The following is a 16,303-nucleotide window of genomic DNA, read 5'->3' as shown; positions in this document are numbered from 1 at the left end:
TGTGTCGAGTCTCATGCTCTGCAACCTCGGCCACAGGTCCCCGCCGTCACATAGGGCAGGCTCATGCGGCGGAAAGGGGACAAAGATGTACCGGTGGGCCATCATGAGGGTGCTCTGCACGGGGTTGCTCTGCGCCTCCGTCGCGGCGTGCGGAACGTCGGACACGCCCGTCGTGGCGACCGTCCACACCACGGAGGCCCCGGCCCCGGCGACGGCGCCCGGCGCTCTGCCACCGAAACAGAAGCTCGTCACCTATCCCGCGCGCGGCGCCGCGAAGTGGTTCGTCGCGGCCGGGCAGGACAGTCCGGCGGCGGGCACGGGCGGGCGGCTGCTGCGCTATCGGGTCGCGGTCGAGACCGACATCCGGAACCTGTCCACGCCGGCCTTCGCCGAGGCGATCACCGGCATCCTCGCCGACCGCCGGAGCTGGATCGGCGGCGGCAGCCTGCGGCTGCAGAGGGTCGGCCCGGGTCAGCCGTACGACTTCACGATCTTCCTGGCGACGCCGGACACCCGCGACCGGCTGTGCGGTGACGTCGCCGACGGCTACACGTCGTGCCGCAACGACGACGCCGTGGTGCTCAACGTCGCCCGCTGGGTCAAGGGCGTCCCCGGCTACGCCGCCGGGCTGGGCGTCTACCGGCAGTACATGGTCAACCACGAGGTCGGCCACCGGCTCGGTCACGGCCACGAGCTCTGCCCGGGCCCGGGACGGCCGGCGCCGGTGATGCAGCAGCAGACCCTGGGCATGCACGGCTGCCGGCCCAACGCGTGGCCCTATCCCTCGGGAACGAAGCCCTACCACGGGCGCTCCGGTCAGTACGACGACCAGCCGCCCGGCCGGGACGAGGGACGGCTGTCCTAACGGCCGGGGTAGCGCTCGGTGACCTCCTGGAGGAGGAAGCCGTTGCCGTCCGGGTCGGTGAACGAGGCGAACGAGCCGTACGAGGCCCGTCCCGGGTAGAGCCCCAGCACCCGCTTGTCGGTGCCGGCGTGGTGGAACACCCCGTCCTCGTCGTGGAAGATCTCGCTGACCTCGACGCCGCGGCCGATCAGGTCGGCCCGGGCCTCCTCGATGTCCTTCACGGTCAGGTGGATGTTCTCCACCGTGCCCGGCGCGGCCGTGCCGATGCCGAGGCCCACCACGATCGAGCACTGCGAGCCGGGCGGCGTGAAGTGCACGACCCGGAAGTCCTCCCCGTCGATGTAGTCGAGGTCCTCGCGGAATCCGATCTGCTTGAAGAACGCCTTGGACCGGTCGACGTCGGTGACCGGCAGAACGATCAGCTCGAGCTGGTAGTCCACCATCGTGCACTCCCTTGGTGTGGAATCGGTTCCCACCATGCCGCGCGGAGCGCCCCGGTCGCCCCAGGGTGACACCCTGGGTGTCCCCCGTAAGTCACCGGTCGCCGAGCGCCTTGGCCAGCTCCCTCCGGGACGTGATGCCGAGCTTGGTGAAGATCTTCCGCAGGTGCCATTCGACCGTGCGCGGGCTCAGGAAGAGCACGGCGCCGATCTCCGGGTTGGTGCGCCCGGCCACGGCCAGCCGCGCGATCTGCGACTCCTGGCCGGTCAGCGAGTCCGGGGCGGCGCCCGCCGTACGGGACCGGACCGTCTCGCCGGTCGCGGTCAGCTCCCGGCCGGCGCGCTCGGCGAAGGCGACCGCGCCCATCGTGGTGAAGGCCTCGTGGGCGGCCCGCAGCTGGACGCGGGCGTCGGTGCGGCGGTTCTCGCGGCGCAACCACTCGCCGTACAGCAATCGCACCCGGGCCACCTCGAGCCCGAGCCGCGACGCCGGCAGAAGTCGCAGCGCCTCGCGGAATTGCTCGTCCTCCGGCTCGACCAGGGCGTTGGCCAGGGCCAGCTCGCCCCGCGCCCACGCCGTCGGGTTGGCCGCGGTCAGCTCGGCGATGCGGTCGCGGGTCGCGGCGGCCGTGGCGACGTCACCGGAGCGGGCGGCCGCCTCGACGAGCTCGTTGAGCACCCAGCGGTGGATGCCGAAGTTGGGGTGCTCCAGCGCCGACTGCGCGGCGGTCACCGCGGCCTGATACCGGCCGTGCTGGTTGTTCAGCAGGGCCCGGTGGTACGCGACGTGGTCGAGCACCCGGCCCTCGCGCCGCTCCGCCGCGGCCTCGCCGGTCGCGTCGAGCATGGCCCGCGCCTCGTCCTCGGTCTCGCGGTAGACGATCAGGGAGAGCTCGGCGCCCGGCGGCGCGTACATGCCGGTCGCCTGATGGAACGCCTTGGCCTCGTCGACCAGCACGGACGCGTCGGCGAACCGCCCGGCGTGCAGCAGCGCGCCGGCCCGGAAGGTCAGCGCGGCCGGCCGGCCCGAGATGGCCAGGCGGCCGTCGCGGACGAGCGTGGCCGCGCGTTCGGTGAGCCGGTGGAACGCCTCGTCGTCGCGGGTCTCGTTCAGCGCCGGCACAACCATCCACAGTGAACCGAGATCCTCGTCGTCGACGAAGGCGGCGACCGCGCGGGCGATCAGCGGGATCGCCGGGACCGGGCCGTCCAGGGCCCAGCTGGTCATCCCGGTCAGCAGCAGCCCGACGGGGCTCTCGTCGGCCGGCACCGTGCGGGCCTCGGCCGCGACCCGGCGCAGGTCGTCGCCGCCGAGGCGCCCGGCGTGCACGGCCGCGCCGGCCGCGGCGAAATAGGTGCGGCTCGCGGCCACCTGGTCGAGGCCGGACAGCTTCCGGGCCGCGCTCAGCAGCGGCTCGACCGCCGAACGGCCCGGGTTGAGGGCGAAGGCCAGCTGTGAGCGCAGCACCTCGACGTCGGCCCGCTGGAGCGGGTCGAGCGGTCCCAGCTCGGCCGCGGCCAGCAGCTCGGGCACCATGGCCGGGGCGCCGGCCGCGAACTGGGCCCAGGCCGCGGCCAGGGCCCGGCCGGCCCGGGGTTTCGGTTCGGGGGTCAGCTGGGCCGCGCGCTCCAGGAAGGCCGCGGCGGCCGACCGGCCGCCGCGGGCCAGCGCCCGGCCGGCCGACCGCTCGAGCTCGGCCGCGACCTCCTCGTCGGGGCCGACCGCGGCGTGGGCGCGGTGCCAGGCCCGCCGGTCGGGCTCCTGGTGCGGGTCGGTGACCTCGGCCAGCGCCGCGTGCACCCGGCGCAGGTCGGCCAGGGGCGCCGACCGCCAGGCGGCCGAGCGCACGAGCGGGTGCCGGAACCGCACCCGGGTGCCGATCTCGACCAGGCCGGCGGTCTCGGCCGGTCCGGCCGCGCCGACCCCGACACCGAGCCGGTCGAGGGCGCGCCACAGCAGCGGCACGTCGCCGATCGGCTCGACCGCGGCGGCCAGCAGCACGGTGCGGGTGTCGCCGGGCAGGGCGGCGATGCGCCGCTCGAAGCCGGCCTCGACCCGGCCGGCGATGGGGGCGCCGCCGTGCGCGCCGAATCCGAAGGCGAGCTCGGCCGGGCTCAGCCCGCGGGGCAGCTCCAGCAGGGCCAGGGGGTTGCCGCGGGTCTCGGCCACGATGCGGTCGCGGACCCGGGCGTCGACCCGGCTCGGCAGCACCGAGTCGAGCAGGGCCCGGGCGTCGGCGTCGGGCAGCCCTTCGACCCGCAGATCGGGCAGCCCGCCGAGGATCTGCTCGTCGCCGGGGCTGCGGGCGCCGAAGACCAGCGCCACCGACTCGGCGTCGAGCCGGCGGGCCACGAAGGTCAGGATCACCTCGGACATCCGGTCGAGCCACTGCACGTCGTCGACCACGCAGAGCAGCGGCTGGTCGGCGCCGGCCTCGGCGAACAGGCCGAGCACGGCCAGGCCGACGATCAGCGCGTCCGGTGGGTCGCCGCCGGCCAGCCCGAAGCCGGTCTCCAGGGCCTGCCGCTGCGGGTCGGGAAGCCGGCCGAGATAGTTCATCAGCGGCGCGCACAGCTGCTGGAGCCCCGAGTAGGCGATCTCGGTCTCCGGCTCGACCCCGGCCGTGCGGGCGACCCGCTCGCCCGTGGCCGCCTCGGCCAGATAGTCCAGCAGCGCCGTCTTGCCGGCGCCGGCCTCGCCGCGCAGGACGAGGACCCGGCTCCGCCCGGACCGGACGTCACGCAGCAGCCGGTCGAGCTCCTCCTGTTCGCGGCGCCGCCCGCGCAGAAGCGTCTCCATCTCAGATGCCCAGGGCGTTGAACAGGTTGAGCCAGATCTCGCTGCGGGTGGGGAAGGCCGGGATCGCGTGCCGCAGCCTCCGCAGCGGCACCTCGCCGACGACGGCGATGGTGGCGGCCTGCAGGAAGTCGGCCACGGCGGCGCCGGTGATGGTCACGCCGACCAGCACGTCGCGGTCGGTGTCGATGACGAACCGGCTGGTGCCGCCGGCGCCGCCGGAGAACCGGCCGCCCGCGTTGCCGTCGGTCTCCACGTCGACCACGCGGACGGTCAGGCCGGCCTTCTCCGCCGCCTTCGCCGTGTAGCCGACCGCGGCCACCTGGGGTTCGGTGAAGATGACCCGGGGCGAGTTCGGGCCGTCGGCCAGGTGCTCGGTGACGATGCTGCGGCCCAGGATCTCCCCGGCGGCGATGCCGGCCTGATATTTGGCCATGTGGGTGAACAGCGCCTTGCCGTTCAGGTCGCCGATCACGTAGAGCCAGTCGCGTCCCGGCACCCGCATGCGGTCGTCGACGGCGATGTAGCCGTCCGTCTCCAGCCCGAGGTCGCGCGTCTGGGGCGTCCGGCCGGTCGCCACGAGGATCTCGTCGGCCCGTACCGAGCCGCCGTCGCTGAGCTTGACAGTCACGCCGCTGTCGTCACGGCGTACGGAAACTGCTGTTGCTTTCTCATGGATCTCAACCCCCTGCTTGCGCAGGTACGCCCCGACCTGCTCCCCCGCGAAAGGCTCCTCCCGGGGCAGCAGGCCGTGGTCGCCGACGATCACCGTGACCCGCGAGCCCAGCGAGGAGTACGCCTGGGTCAGCTCGGCCCCGACCACACCGCCCCCGATGACGATCAGCGAGGCGGGAACCGCCCCGGCCGTCGTCGCCTCCCGGTTGGTCCACGGCCGGGCCCCGGCCAGGCCCTCGATGTCCGGCAGCGCCGCGCGGGTGCCACCGGCCAGGATCACGGCCCGGCGGGCCTCGATGATGTCGTCGCCGACCGCGACCCGCTTCTCCCCCGCGAGCCTGCCCCAGCCCCGGATCAGCGTGATGCCCCGCTCGGTGAGCCAGGGCACCTGATAGCCGTCGTCGAGGTGGCCGATGAGCTCGTCCCGGTTGGCCAGCACGGCGGGCACGTCGAGCGGCCCGGCGACCACGCCCGCGGTGGCGCGCGCCTCGGCCAGCAGCTCACCCGGCCGCAGCAGCGCCTTGGACGGGATGCACGCGTAGAACGAGCACTCCCCGCCGACCTTGTCGCCCTCCACGATCGCCACGCTCAGACCCGCCTCGGCCAGTTTCCCGGCGGCCACCTCGCCGCCGGGACCCGCGCCGACCACCACCACGTCGAAACTCTGCATACACAGATCTTCGTATACGGGGACCCCCGGCGGGCCCCCGTGGCGGACCCTGGTGCCCGGGGACCAGGGTCCGCCCTAGTCCCAGCTGCGGCCCGGATGCCGTGTGGTGACCTCCTGCACGAAGAACAGGTTCCCGTCGGGGTCGGCGAAGGAGAACCAGGAGCTGTACGACTTGCGCTCCGGGTGCGCTCCCGGCACCCGGTCGGCGGTGCCGGCGTGGTGGAAGACACCGCCCTTGTCGTGGAAGACGTCACTCACGTCGACACCCTTGCCGGCCAGCTCGTCGCGGGCCTCGTAGATGTCGGAGGTGACCAGCGTGATGCTCTGCGAGGTGCCGGGCGCCTCCTGGGTGATGGCGTTGCCCAGCATGATCGACGCCGCCGACCGGGGCGGGGTGAAGGCCACCAGCCGCAGGCCGTCGGCGCCGGTGTAGTCGGTGTCCTGGCGCCAGCCCAGGCCGGCGAAGAACTCCGTGGACACCTCGACGTCCGAGACGGGCAGGACCACGACCTCGATCTTGAAATCAGCCATGACCCCAGCGTCGCCGCCGCTCCACTGGTCTCGCCCCAGTCGCGGTCCCTGGCATTGAACACTGGGCCCGGTCGCGCGTGGTTCCGGTCATGGAAGACGTCATCATCGTCGGCGCCGGGCCCACCGGGCTGTGGCTGTCGGCGGAACTGGCCCTGGCGGGCCTGTCGGTCACGGTGCTGGAGCGGCGCTGGACGCCCGCGGAGTTCTCCAAGGCGATGGGGGTGCACGCGCGCACCTTGGAGGTGCTGGCCATGCGCGGGGTGGCCGAGCCGCTGATCAAGGCGGGGCATCCGCTGCCCACCTGGCACTGGGGCTTCCTGCGCAGCCGGCTGAACCTGGCCGTGCTGGACACCCCGTACCCGTTCATGCTGGCCGTTCCGCAGACCCGGACGGAGGCCCTGCTGGAGGAGCACGCCGTGCGGCTGGGAGTACGGATCGTGCGCGGTCACGAGGTCGCATCAGTGCGGCCCTTCGACGACCACGTGGCCGTCGACGGCGTCCCGGCCCGCTACGTGGTGGGCTGCGACGGCGGCGGTTCGGCCGTCCGCAAGGCGGCCGGGATCGGTTTCCCCGGCACGGACAGCAGCGTGGTCGCGTTCGTGGCGGACGCGGTGCTGGACGACCCGCCACCGCCCGGCTTGTCGGTGGTCGGCCCGGCCGGCTCGCTGATCGTGGCCCCCGCCCCCGGTGGCCGCTTCCGGGTGGCCGGCTACGACCCGCTCCACCAGGACACGGCGGCCCCGTTCCCGGTGGACGACCTGCGCGACTTCCTGATCCGCGTGACGGGCGGCGACTGCGGCCTGCGCGAGGCGTTCTGGCTGTCCCGTTTCGGCAACGCCACCCGGATGGCCTCGTCCTACCGGGAAGGCCGCCTGCTGCTGGCCGGCGACGCGGCCCACATCCACTTCCCCACCGGCGGCGTAGGCCTGAACACGGGCATCCAGGACGCGATGAACCTGGGCTGGAAACTGGCCGCGGTGATCCGGGGCGAGGCCCCTCCATCGTTCCTGGACACGTACGAGGCCGAGCGCCGCCCGGTGTCGGAGGCGGTGGCCGCGGACACGCAGGCCCAGACCGTCCTGCTCACGGCCGTCACCCCGGAGGGTGCGGCGCTGCGGTCGGCCGTGGACACGATGGTCGCCCAGCCCGACATCAACCGCCGCCTGGCCGAACAGGTCAGTGGGCTCTCGGTGGCCTACCCTTCGGCTGTCCGCGCGCCGGCCTCGACGTTCGCCCTTCTGCACGCCGGCCGCCCGGTGCCCCTGCCCGAGGACCCGAACCAGCTGGTACGCCCCGACGGCTACCTGACCGCCGGCGGATTGTTCCTCCAGAAGTCACGAGCGGTGAGGCCCGCGTAGCCGTAGAGAAGCCGGGAACGAGAAGGGGAGGAAGACTGTCCAGCGCTCGCTTGGCCTGCGTGGCCCGGCTGCTGTCGTTCCTCCTCGCCCGGAGCACCCATCCCGACCACCCGGCCGCGCCGGCGGCCACCGTCAGCAGGGCCGCCGGCAGCACGACGCCACGCGCACCGGAAACGGCGAAGGTCAGCCCGGCCGCGATCGAAAGGCTGACCGCGAGCTTCGAGAACACCCGGGCATCACCCGCGGCCTCGGACCCGAGCGACTCGATCCGCGCACGGTCGTTGCAGGCCGCGAAGGTGACGACGAAGACGATCGCCGCGCCACCCAGCGCGAGCGGCCACGAGAAATCCAGCGCGGCGTTCGAGTCCTTCTTGTCGAGCACGAACAGCGTCGTGAGGATCCCGAAGAAGAAGAAAGGAAGCGACAGGAGCAGCAGCGCGCGGCCTTCGACGATCCGCTCGTACTTGTAGAAATTGTGGCTGCCCGCGGTCGACGGCCCAGTGGGTTTCATCTGAGGGGGAACGGGCGGCCCCAAGGAGAGAACGAGGCTCATGGCGGCCAGGAACGGGCCCGTTCGCGCGTCGGCGGTGATATCGACACCCGCACCGCCCGGAGCCTCGCCGGAATCAGCCGGCGCCCGCCGTTCTCGCCCTCTTCCCTGTCTCAATGAGCGTCCGTCGGTCGGAGAGGTGGTCCGGCATTCACTGGCCACCCTGGAGCGGCTGCGACTCCGGGGCGAGGTGGTCGTGTGCGACAACGGCTCGCACGACGGATCGGCCGACCTGGCGCGGTCGGCGGGAGCCCGGGTGGTGCTGCAGCCGGTGCGCGGATATGGCATATCCGTGCTCACGGCAGCGGCGGCGGCCAGCGGAAGAGTGCTGGTCGTCATGGACGCGGACGGCTCCTACAGTTGCGACGACATCGGCCACCTCGTCGCTCCGGTCCTGTCCGGACACGTGGACTACGCGCGCGGCTCCCGATTTTCGGCCGGCACCTCACCGCAGGCCATGACATTCGCGCGCAGATATATCGGAAATCCCGCCTTGACGGCGCTCCTCCGGCACGTCGGCGGCATCGCGTGGAGCGACGGGCAAAGCGGAATGTGGGCCATTTCGGCCGACAGGCTGCAAAAAATGAATCTGCGGTCACCCGGCATGGAATTCGCCCACGAAATGCTTCTCGAAATTCAGCGGACCGGCGCGAGGTGGGTCGAGATCCCCATAAAATACCTCCCGCGCCAGGGCCGTTCGAAACTCCGGCCGGTACGTGACGGATTGCGGCACCTGTCATTCCTCTGGCAGCGCTACCACCGCCCCGCCGACTACCCGTCATCAGCGGCGAACTGATAAAACCCTCTGCTTCGTACGATGTCGTGCAGCTCCGGATCGGTGTCCTCCAGCGCGTCGTCACCGAACAGGGCGACGGTCACGCCGACCGCGCGCGGATCGTCCGCCGAACGCCGGTGCCGGCGCCGGGCCTCCGCGAGGACCCACGCGCCGTCCGGCGACACCGCGCCCCGGTCCTCGGGAAGCCTGATCGGACGACCCGCCCAGGTCAGCATTCCGGCGACCGTCACCAGAACCGCGGCCGCGGCGAGCCCGCCGTCGGCCAGCAGGACCAGAGGCGCCGCCACCAGGCCCAGCGCGACGACCACAACCGGCCACGGGCTGTGCCACGGGCGTGGGGTGAACTCGTCGCGGACGTCGATGTCGCGCAGCAGGCCCTGGGCCGTCAGCCGTCCGCTCAGGGCGGTCAGCTCCCGGTCGACCTCCGCCGGCCGCTGCGGCCCACTGTGCCGCAGCGGCGACAGGCCCGGCAGGTACAGGTTGTCCGGTCCGGCCGCGACGCGGACCAGGGTGGCGGCCAGCCGGTCCTCGAAGTACGGCGGGGAGGCCGGGGCGACCTGCCGCTCGCGGTGCCGCGGGTGGGTGGCGAGCGCCCCCGCCGCCCGCAGCCAGGCGATCACGCCCAGCAGCGCGGCGCGGTCTCCGCCGGCCAGACGTCCGAGCTCCGCCGGCCCCAGCCGGTCCGGCAGGCCCCAGGGCCGCTGGCCGGCCCCGTCGCCGTCCTTGCCGCGCGCGTGAAGTTCCTCGTACGCCGCCAGCTGCTGACGCCCCCGCCGGCGAATCTCCGCACCCGTGACCACCGCGGCCAGCACGACGAACGCGGCCACCACGGCGAGCACCACGGGCGACCGCAGCCCCCGTCCCGCGCCGGTCGCCACCCCGAGACCGATCACGAGCGCGCAGTCCGCCAGCAGAACAAGCCAGAGCCGAGGACGGGAGGCCTTACCGATCAGATCGATCACGCCGACCATTATGGACCGGCGGGGCGCATGCTGTTGCCATGGAAGACAGACGAGACAGGGCCCTGGCCTACCGCCGTCATCACGGTGGCGAGCTCAGCGGCCTGTTGGCGCTCGCCGTGCCGGCGTCCCCGCCGGCGCCACGGCCGGCGGACGTCGAGGTGGAGCCGGTGGACCACACGTCACCGGTGGCGCTCATCCGGGAGAACCTCGACGTCAACGAGCAGGGGTTCGACCCGGCGGCGAAGCCGGTCGGCGACGACCAGGCCGAGGCGTTCCGGTACGAGCTGGAGTGCGCCCGCGCGGTCACCGTGCGGGCCGGCGGACAACCGGTGGCGGCCGGGATGGTCCTGCCCGTCTGCGCGGGAGTCACCGAGATCGCCGGAGTGACCACCCTGGCGCCGCACCGAGGGCGAGGCTACGGGCGGATCGCCACCGAGGCCCTGCTCGAGGCCGCCGCCGAACTCGGCGCCGACCTGGTGGTGCTCGGTACCGACGATCCGGTCGCGCGGCGGCTCTACGAACGGATGGGTTTCACCGCCGTGCCTGTTCGATGAGCGCTTGGTCGAGCAGGCCCGCCAGACGACGGCTGAATGGGCTGTCCTCGTCGGGAGTCACAAGCGTGACGAGCGAAAGCCCGGCGGTTATCAAGCTTGCCGGGTACGGATCGAAGCGGAAGCCCGAGCGCTCGTACGGCTCCTCATCGACGCGTATCGCGATCGCCGGCTGGGCCGCGGGTTGATAGAACACGGCGAACGGTCCCTCGCCGTCGTCCATGAGCGAGTAGCCGGCTTCATCCCAGTGATGGTCCATCGCGGCATCACGGGCGACAAGAACCTCCCCGGCCCCAGGTTGCACCCCGCCACGCACTCGGGCCCAGGGCAGAAGTGGCCCGTCCAGTCCGACCAGCATGCTGGGCCAGGTGAGATGGACGAGGTCCACCATGGCCCGTACGGCGTCACCGGCCGGCGCGCGGGCGATGACAACCCTGTCGTATCCGGTGATCATGTCTCGCCCCGATCGACTGTCCGCGGGAAGCGCCGGTCGACGATGATCGCAGAAGCGCGACAGGTTGGCGAGCGAGGAGGAGGAGCCGGTGGACGTGTACGAAGCGGTCAGCAGCCGCCGGTCGGTGCGGGCGTTCAGCGATCGGCCGGTGCCCCGGGAGGCGCTCGAGCGAGTGCTGGCCGCGGCGGCGCGGGCGCCGTCGAGCGGAAACCTTCAACCTTGGCGTTTGTACGTCGTGACGGGCGAGGCTCTGGCCGACCTGAAGGAACGGGCGACCGCACGGGCGCTGGCACGCGATCCGGGCGACGAACGGGAGTACCCGATGTACCCGGCGGAACTGGTCCCGCCGTACTCCAACCGCTTTTATGACGCCGCGTCCCAGCGCTACCTCGCGCTGGGAATCGACCGCGACGACCCGGACCGGCCCATGAAGATCGCCGCCCTGAACACGGGAGCGTTCGGAGCACCGGTCGTGCTGTTCTGCTACGTGGACCGGACGATGGGCCCCGGCCAGTGGGCCGACGCCGGGATGTACCTGCAGACGCTCATGCTGCTGCTCAGGGCGGAGGGCTTGCACAGCTGCCCGCAGGTGATGTGGACGATGTACCGAAGGACGGTCAGCCAAGCGACCGGAGCCGCCGACGGCCTATCGCTCTTGTGCGGCGTCTCGGTGGGATACGAACAAGAGGGCGCACCGCAGGTGATGACAGGCCGGGCGCCCCTGCAAGAAACAGTCACATTCGTCGAGTGGCTTCGTCCGTGAGTGCCGGCGCCAACCAGAGCGACACCTCGGGCTCTCGCATTGCTGGCCCTGGGCGCTGACCATGCGCCATCATGCTCACGATCGATTTCATGCGTCAGGAGCACCGATGCGCCGTCAGATCGAAGTGGCCCTCGTGGCGGTGGTCGCCGCCATGGTGGGCGCGGTCGCCTACCACGCCGTCGACACGTGGCCGAGCGCCGCCGAAACCCCGCAGCCCCCGACCATCAGCATCGCGCCGACCACCTTCCGCATCAACGGCGACACGATCAGGATCTACGGCGAGCCGATCCGCATCAACGACGACCCGCTGCCGCTCACTTTCGAGGTCACCGGCACCGGCCAGGTCGACGTCACCTACTCCCCCGACGCGAGCGGCACGACCACCCACACCCGGGTGACGGCGCCGTGGAAGACGACCGTGCAGGCGCCCCCGCACATCGGAGCCAACGCCGTAACCCTGACTGCCAGAACCACCAGCACGCAGGCCGGCGCCACTGTCACCTGCCGCATCGTCATCACCGAGTTCACCGGCATTCCTTTCGCCGAGGACACCGATTCCGGTCCACACGCCGAGGCCAACTGCTGACGCTGACGGTCAGTCATCTCGGATACTCGTGTCGTGGAACGACGTTGGACGCACATCGGCCGGCTCTGGACCAACGGTGAGCCATACCTCGCCGCTGACTTCGGCATTCGGCACCTTTGGCTCGGCTTCACCGAGGACGAGTACTTCGATCGCATCGTGGGCCTGAGCCCGGAGGAGATCAGCATCCCGCTCGGGGACGAAGCGGCGGCACCGCGGAACACGGGCCACCTTCCCGGGACAACGACACGGGACTCCGCCTTCCAGCCGGCGGCGCGAGGTACCGGGTCGAAGCCTGGTCCTACACCGAACTCGGCCCCTCCGGTTGCTTTGCTCGCTGGCTGTTGACTCCCCTGTGATCAACAGCCACCCGGAGCTGCATAATCGAGTGTGCCCGCGGACGAACAAAGTGTGCCCTTCCGCTGGAACCTGGTGACTCCCGATCAGCTCGGCTCGCTGCTCAGCGGCACCACGGCGCCGGACCTTTGGTTCCTCGACGACCTGGTCACATGCGCCGGAAAGGTACTCGCCCGCAGTGGGAACGGCGATCTCGTCTTCGTCGGCAGGTCGTTGGACTCGATGTTCGACCTGCTCAGCGGCGCGCTGGCGAACTGCCGTGAGGAACGGCAGGTGGGCCGGCTGCCGCTGTCGTTTCAGCGGTCCGGTGCCGGGTCGTGGCGACGGTGGCGGCGGCGCCCGCTGACCCCCGCCGAGCAGGCACAAGCACGTCGGCTCGTGAGCGGTGCCGGCGTGACGCCCCACGGCCTCGCGCGCCGTCAGCGACCGATAACGTTCGTGGACGTGGTCCACCACGGCTCGACCTTCACCGAACTGTTCGACTTGCTGCGGGCCTGGATCGGCGATGAGCACGAGGCGTGGCCGGTCATCCGGCGAAAACTACGGTTCGTCGGCGTGACCAGCCGGACGAAGACCAGCCCCAACACCTACCGGTGGCAGCAACAGGCGGCTTGGACCCGGCAGCTACCCGCTCGCGCGGTGACGAATGTGTCCCTGCCCCCTGTGGTGTGGTCGTACTTCGGCGATCACCAGACCAAGCTGACCCGCACGTTCCGACCCGGCCAATGGCTGGCCGACGCGCCCGGACCCCGGCGAGGCGAACAAACCCGCCAAGCCCTCGCCGAAGCCGCCGCAGTGGTGACGTACGGTCGCAGCGCACCCGGACGACGGGCCCTGGCCCGCGCTATCGGCCGCGAGCCCACCCTGTCCCAGCCCTGGCTCCGCGCCCTCGTCACCGACCTGAACCGCGCCGGTTGAACCGCGAAACCAGGGGGCGAGCACCCTGCGTACGGTCACGTCTGCTGGGGCGTGACGCGGGTGTCGACCTGGGTGCCCAGCTCGACCGTGCGGGAGACCGTGCACAAGCGGTCGTGGGACATTCGCGCCGCTCGGGGCAGCATCTCCCGGGCCGCGTCGCCCTCCGCGCCCTCCGGGAAGACGACGCCCAGCTCGATGGCCAAGTTGACCAGGCGGTTGCCGCCCGCCTCGTCCTTGACCTTCTCGCCGGTGACCTGGACCTCGAAGCTCTCCGGCTCCGCCCGCTTGCTGGTGATGTAGTCGACGTCCGCGCCCGTGCAACCGCCCAGCGCCGCCAGCAACAGCTCCACCGGCGTGAAATCCGCCCCGTCCCCCGTTCCGATGGTGATGGTGCCGCCGCGGGGGTTCCGTACCTCGTACTGCCCCAGGCTCTTTCGCTTCAGGCTCACCGATCGCAGTTTGTCGTCCGTCATGGCGACAAACCTAAAGCAACGAGCCGCGCTTCTGGACCGCCTGTGCTCCCACTCGCACCGCCGTGGCCACCGCGTCGGGCAGGGCGCGTCCCCGGCTCAGTTCCACCGCGAGCGCGGCCAGGAACGCATCGCCCGCCCCGCTCGAGTCCACGGCTTCCACATGGGGTGCGCTCACCGCGCCGGTTCCGCTTCTTTGGCCGTACGTCGCCCCGCGCGCCCCGGCCGTGACGACGACACCCGGGATTCCGAGGTCGAGCAGGCCCTCCACCGCCTCCCCCGCGTCCACCCTCGTGGTCCCCAGGACGGCCGCCGCCTCGTGCTCGTTCACCACGTACAGGTCCAGGGCCGCCAGCTCCACCCCCGGCTCCGGGATGAGGTTGCCGATCAGCAGCCTCGGGCGGGGCAGCGCCCGCACCGCCGCCGCCGGCACGTCCAGCTGCGCCACCACGACGTCGGCGTGCACCTGGGCGGCGTCGAACGGGGTCGGGTCGGTGGCCGGTGAGCGGGCGAACGTGACGTACGACTCGCCGTCGGGGGTCACCTCGATGATGGCGGCGCCGGTCGGAACGCCGGGCAGCAGCCGGAAGCCCGTACTGTCCACTCCGAACTCCGCCAGTGTGCGGGCCAGCATGCGGCCCCAGTCGTCGTCGCCCGCGTTCGCCACCAGGGCCGCCCGGCCGCCCAGGCGGGCCACCGCGCACGCCTGGTTGAACGCCTTGCCGCCGGGGGTCACGCTCAGCGGGGAGCCGAAGGCCGTGCGGCCCTCCGACGCCCTGTGCGGCACCCGGACGGTCAGGTCGGCGTTGGCCCGGCCGAAGACCGCTATCCGCTCAGTCACCATCCGATTGTCACGCGGCGAGCGGCGGGCTCAGGACGATCTTGCCGCGCAGTTCGCCCGCGGCGTACCGGCGGTGCACCAGCGGCGTCTCGGTCAGCGGCAGCCGTTCCGCTATCCCCGGGGTCACGCCGTCGCTGTCGACCAGGCGGGCTATCTCGGCGAGCTGCCGGGTGTCCCGGCGCACCGCCATCACCGACGTGGTGACCCGGCGCCGGGGGTCGGCCGGGGCCGCGCCCGTGATCGACACCAGGTGGCCGCCGGGACGGACCTGGGCGACCAGGCCGGTCAGCTCGTCACCGCCCGCCGCCGCCGCGTTCAGGGCCGCGTCGACCATCGGGGTGACGACCGCGCCCCGGTCGCGGCCCATCACCAGGTCGGCTCCCGCCGTCAGGGCGGCGCCGACGCTTCCGGGGCCGGCCCGGCCGATCACCGTGGTCCCGGCCAGCTTCGCGAACTGCACGGCCAGGCGGCCCACCGCGCCGCCGGCGCCGTTGACGAGCAGGCGCTGGCCGGGCTCGACGCGCAGGTGCTCGTGGACGGCCTGCCAGGCGGTCAGGCCGGCCACCGGCAGGGCGGCCGCGTCGGCCAGCGGGATGCTCGACGGCGCCGGGGCGAGCGCCTCGGCCGGCACCACCGCCAGCTGCGCCGTCGCGCCGTCGGCCTCCGGCGGCAGATAGGCGATCACCGGGTCGCCCACCCGATATCCGGTCACGCCCGGGCCGAGGGCGGCCACCCACCCGGACAGGTCGAAGCCGGGGATGTGCGGGAGCCGCACCGCGTACGAGTAACGCATCGACCCGGACCGGATGGCGGCGTCGGCCGGGTTGAACGACGTGCCGGCCACCTCGACCAGCACCTGGCCGGGACCGGGGACCGGGCGCGGCGCCACCTCGTAGCGCAGCACCTCCGGCCCGCCGTACCGGTAATAGCGGATCGCTCTCATGGCCTTCCCTCGGAAAGCTCGATGTAACGCTTACGCAGGCCGGCCGCGTCCGGGCCGGTCAGCGCCAGGGTGTCGTGGCCGACGCCCAGCGACGCCGGCAGGGTCCAGGTCAGCAACCGCAGGCCGCAGGCCTCGGCGATGCGCCGGGGCACGGTGACGGCCGCCACCGGGTCGACCACGCCGTCGGTCTCGCTGATGGCGACCGCGATCGAGCGCAGGCGGGTCCGCCGCGGCGGGTCGGGCAGGCGGTGCACGATCGTCAGGTAACGGGTGACGGCGGCCAGCGAGTAGCCGCGCGACGTGATGCGGTCGGGCAGCAGCCCCCGGCCGTACAGGAAAGTCAGAGGCCGCACCGCCCAGGCCGGCACGTTCGACGGCCCGAAGAACGGCGAGAGCAGCAGCAGACGCCGGACGGTGTCGCGGTTCTGGGCGAGCCAGGTGGCCAGCACGGCGCCGCCGGAGATGCCGACGACGGTCACCTCGTCGCCCAGGCCGGCCACGATGTCGAGCGATTCCGAGGCGTACGCCAACAAACCGTCCACCGTCACCCGGTGATGCGCCAGCGGATCGGCCGTGCCGTGGCCGGGAGCCCGCGGAACCCAGACGTTGTAGCCGCGCTCGAAATAATCGCGCGCGAGGTCGTCGTACTGATCGGGGCCGAGGGTGTAGCCGTGCAGCAGGAGGACGGCACGCGGGGTGCGGCCGCCGTGGCTCAACAGGCGGCTACGCGCGTCGATCAGCTCCATATCCCACTAGCAACGTCCCAGGTGGCGCGCTGT

Annotated in this window: 18 protein-coding genes; 8 read left to right on the top strand and 10 right to left on the bottom strand. The window is 72.3% G+C overall.

Features of this window, described 5'->3' with window-relative positions; genetic code table 11:
• The first annotated feature begins 85 nt into the window (after positions 1 to 85).
• Positions 86 to 865, top strand: coding sequence for a DUF3152 domain-containing protein (locus ACFY36_RS43660; protein ID WP_499751823.1), 780 nt, complete (start codon positions 86 to 88; stop codon positions 863 to 865).
• Here the strand turns inward: ACFY36_RS43660 and ACFY36_RS43655 are convergent.
• The 4 genes from ACFY36_RS43655 to ACFY36_RS43640 all read right to left on the bottom strand — a co-directional run bounded on the left by ACFY36_RS43655 (position 862) and on the right by ACFY36_RS43640 (position 5,978).
• The gene (locus ACFY36_RS43655; protein ID WP_499751822.1) at positions 862 to 1,308 is read right to left on the bottom strand and encodes a VOC family protein; all 447 of its coding nucleotides are present in this window, start codon (positions 1,306 to 1,308) and stop codon (positions 862 to 864) included. The genes ACFY36_RS43660 and ACFY36_RS43655 overlap by 4 nt on opposite strands.
• Before the next feature lie 91 nt (positions 1,309 to 1,399).
• A complete protein-coding gene (locus ACFY36_RS43650) occupies positions 1,400 to 4,105 on the bottom strand; it encodes a helix-turn-helix transcriptional regulator (protein WP_499751821.1) in 2,706 nt (901 codons plus the stop codon).
• Position 4,106: 1 nt separating this feature from the next.
• Positions 4,107 to 5,447, bottom strand: coding sequence for a dihydrolipoyl dehydrogenase family protein (locus ACFY36_RS43645; protein WP_499751820.1), 1,341 nt, complete (start codon positions 5,445 to 5,447; stop codon positions 4,107 to 4,109).
• A 75-nt stretch (positions 5,448 to 5,522) separates the two neighbouring features.
• The gene (locus ACFY36_RS43640; protein ID WP_499751819.1) at positions 5,523 to 5,978 is read right to left on the bottom strand and encodes a VOC family protein; all 456 of its coding nucleotides are present in this window, start codon (positions 5,976 to 5,978) and stop codon (positions 5,523 to 5,525) included.
• A gap of 89 nt (positions 5,979 to 6,067) precedes the next feature.
• On the opposite strand from ACFY36_RS43640, the gene ACFY36_RS43635 reads away from it, so the two are divergent.
• The 3 genes from ACFY36_RS43635 (at position 6,068) to ACFY36_RS43625 (ending at position 8,682) form a co-directional block, all read left to right on the top strand.
• Positions 6,068 to 7,336 carry an FAD-dependent oxidoreductase gene (locus tag ACFY36_RS43635; RefSeq protein ID WP_499751818.1) on the top strand — a complete coding sequence of 423 codons (1,269 nt, stop codon included), beginning with the start codon at positions 6,068 to 6,070 and terminating at the stop codon, positions 7,334 to 7,336.
• 59 nt (positions 7,337 to 7,395) lie between these two features.
• Positions 7,396 to 7,806: a hypothetical protein gene (locus tag ACFY36_RS43630; RefSeq protein WP_499751817.1), complete on the top strand. Its 411-nt coding sequence runs from the start codon at positions 7,396 to 7,398 to the stop codon at positions 7,804 to 7,806.
• An 81-nt stretch (positions 7,807 to 7,887) separates the two neighbouring features.
• Positions 7,888 to 8,682, top strand: coding sequence for a glycosyltransferase family 2 protein (locus ACFY36_RS43625; protein WP_499751816.1), 795 nt, complete (start codon positions 7,888 to 7,890; stop codon positions 8,680 to 8,682).
• On the opposite strand, the gene ACFY36_RS43620 is transcribed toward ACFY36_RS43625, so the two are convergent.
• Positions 8,658 to 9,644, bottom strand: coding sequence for a hypothetical protein (locus tag ACFY36_RS43620; RefSeq protein WP_499751815.1), 987 nt, complete (start codon positions 9,642 to 9,644; stop codon positions 8,658 to 8,660). The two genes, ACFY36_RS43625 and ACFY36_RS43620, sit on opposite strands and share 25 nt — an antisense overlap.
• A gap of 38 nt (positions 9,645 to 9,682) precedes the next feature.
• Between ACFY36_RS43620 and ACFY36_RS43615 the strand changes: the two genes are divergently transcribed.
• The gene (locus ACFY36_RS43615; RefSeq protein WP_499751814.1) at positions 9,683 to 10,198 is read left to right on the top strand and encodes a GNAT family N-acetyltransferase; all 516 of its coding nucleotides are present in this window, start codon (positions 9,683 to 9,685) and stop codon (positions 10,196 to 10,198) included.
• Here the strand turns inward: ACFY36_RS43615 and ACFY36_RS43610 are convergent.
• A complete protein-coding gene (locus tag ACFY36_RS43610; protein ID WP_499751813.1) occupies positions 10,176 to 10,649 on the bottom strand; it encodes a hypothetical protein in 474 nt (157 codons plus the stop codon). The genes ACFY36_RS43615 and ACFY36_RS43610 overlap by 23 nt on opposite strands.
• A gap of 64 nt (positions 10,650 to 10,713) precedes the next feature.
• On the opposite strand from ACFY36_RS43610, the gene ACFY36_RS43605 reads away from it, so the two are divergent.
• The 3 genes from ACFY36_RS43605 to ACFY36_RS43595 all read left to right on the top strand — a co-directional run bounded on the left by ACFY36_RS43605 (position 10,714) and on the right by ACFY36_RS43595 (position 13,270).
• Positions 10,714 to 11,412, top strand: coding sequence for a nitroreductase (locus ACFY36_RS43605; RefSeq protein ID WP_499751812.1), 699 nt, complete (start codon positions 10,714 to 10,716; stop codon positions 11,410 to 11,412).
• A gap of 106 nt (positions 11,413 to 11,518) precedes the next feature.
• Positions 11,519 to 11,998 (top strand): hypothetical protein, encoded by a 480-nt coding sequence (locus ACFY36_RS43600; RefSeq protein ID WP_499751811.1) that lies wholly within the window; start codon positions 11,519 to 11,521, stop codon positions 11,996 to 11,998.
• A gap of 408 nt (positions 11,999 to 12,406) precedes the next feature.
• The gene (locus tag ACFY36_RS43595; protein ID WP_499751810.1) at positions 12,407 to 13,270 is read left to right on the top strand and encodes a hypothetical protein; all 864 of its coding nucleotides are present in this window, start codon (positions 12,407 to 12,409) and stop codon (positions 13,268 to 13,270) included.
• A gap of 35 nt (positions 13,271 to 13,305) precedes the next feature.
• On the opposite strand, the gene ACFY36_RS43590 is transcribed toward ACFY36_RS43595, so the two are convergent.
• The 4 genes from ACFY36_RS43590 to ACFY36_RS43575 are packed head-to-tail and all read right to left on the bottom strand — an operon-like array spanning position 13,306 to position 16,270.
• Positions 13,306 to 13,743: an OsmC family protein gene (locus ACFY36_RS43590; protein ID WP_499751809.1), complete on the bottom strand. Its 438-nt coding sequence runs from the start codon at positions 13,741 to 13,743 to the stop codon at positions 13,306 to 13,308.
• Positions 13,744 to 13,753: 10 nt separating this feature from the next.
• Complete coding sequence (locus ACFY36_RS43585) at positions 13,754 to 14,581, bottom strand: PfkB family carbohydrate kinase (RefSeq protein ID WP_499751808.1); 828 nt, start codon at positions 14,579 to 14,581, stop codon at positions 13,754 to 13,756.
• Positions 14,582 to 14,591: 10 nt separating this feature from the next.
• Positions 14,592 to 15,524, bottom strand: a complete 933-nt coding sequence (locus ACFY36_RS43580) for an NADP-dependent oxidoreductase (protein WP_499751807.1) — start codon at positions 15,522 to 15,524, stop codon at positions 14,592 to 14,594.
• A complete protein-coding gene (locus tag ACFY36_RS43575; RefSeq protein ID WP_499751806.1) occupies positions 15,521 to 16,270 on the bottom strand; it encodes an alpha/beta hydrolase in 750 nt (249 codons plus the stop codon). The genes ACFY36_RS43580 and ACFY36_RS43575 overlap by 4 nt, the downstream gene beginning before the upstream one ends.
• Between the last annotated feature and the right edge of the window lie 33 nt (positions 16,271 to 16,303).

The organism is Actinoplanes sp. NPDC000266 (genome assembly GCF_042899005.1).
In the GTDB taxonomy this organism is placed as follows: domain Bacteria; phylum Actinomycetota; class Actinomycetes; order Mycobacteriales; family Micromonosporaceae; genus Actinoplanes.
Note: the sequence above shows the minus strand (reverse complement) of the source record. Positions and strands in the feature narration are given on the sequence as shown.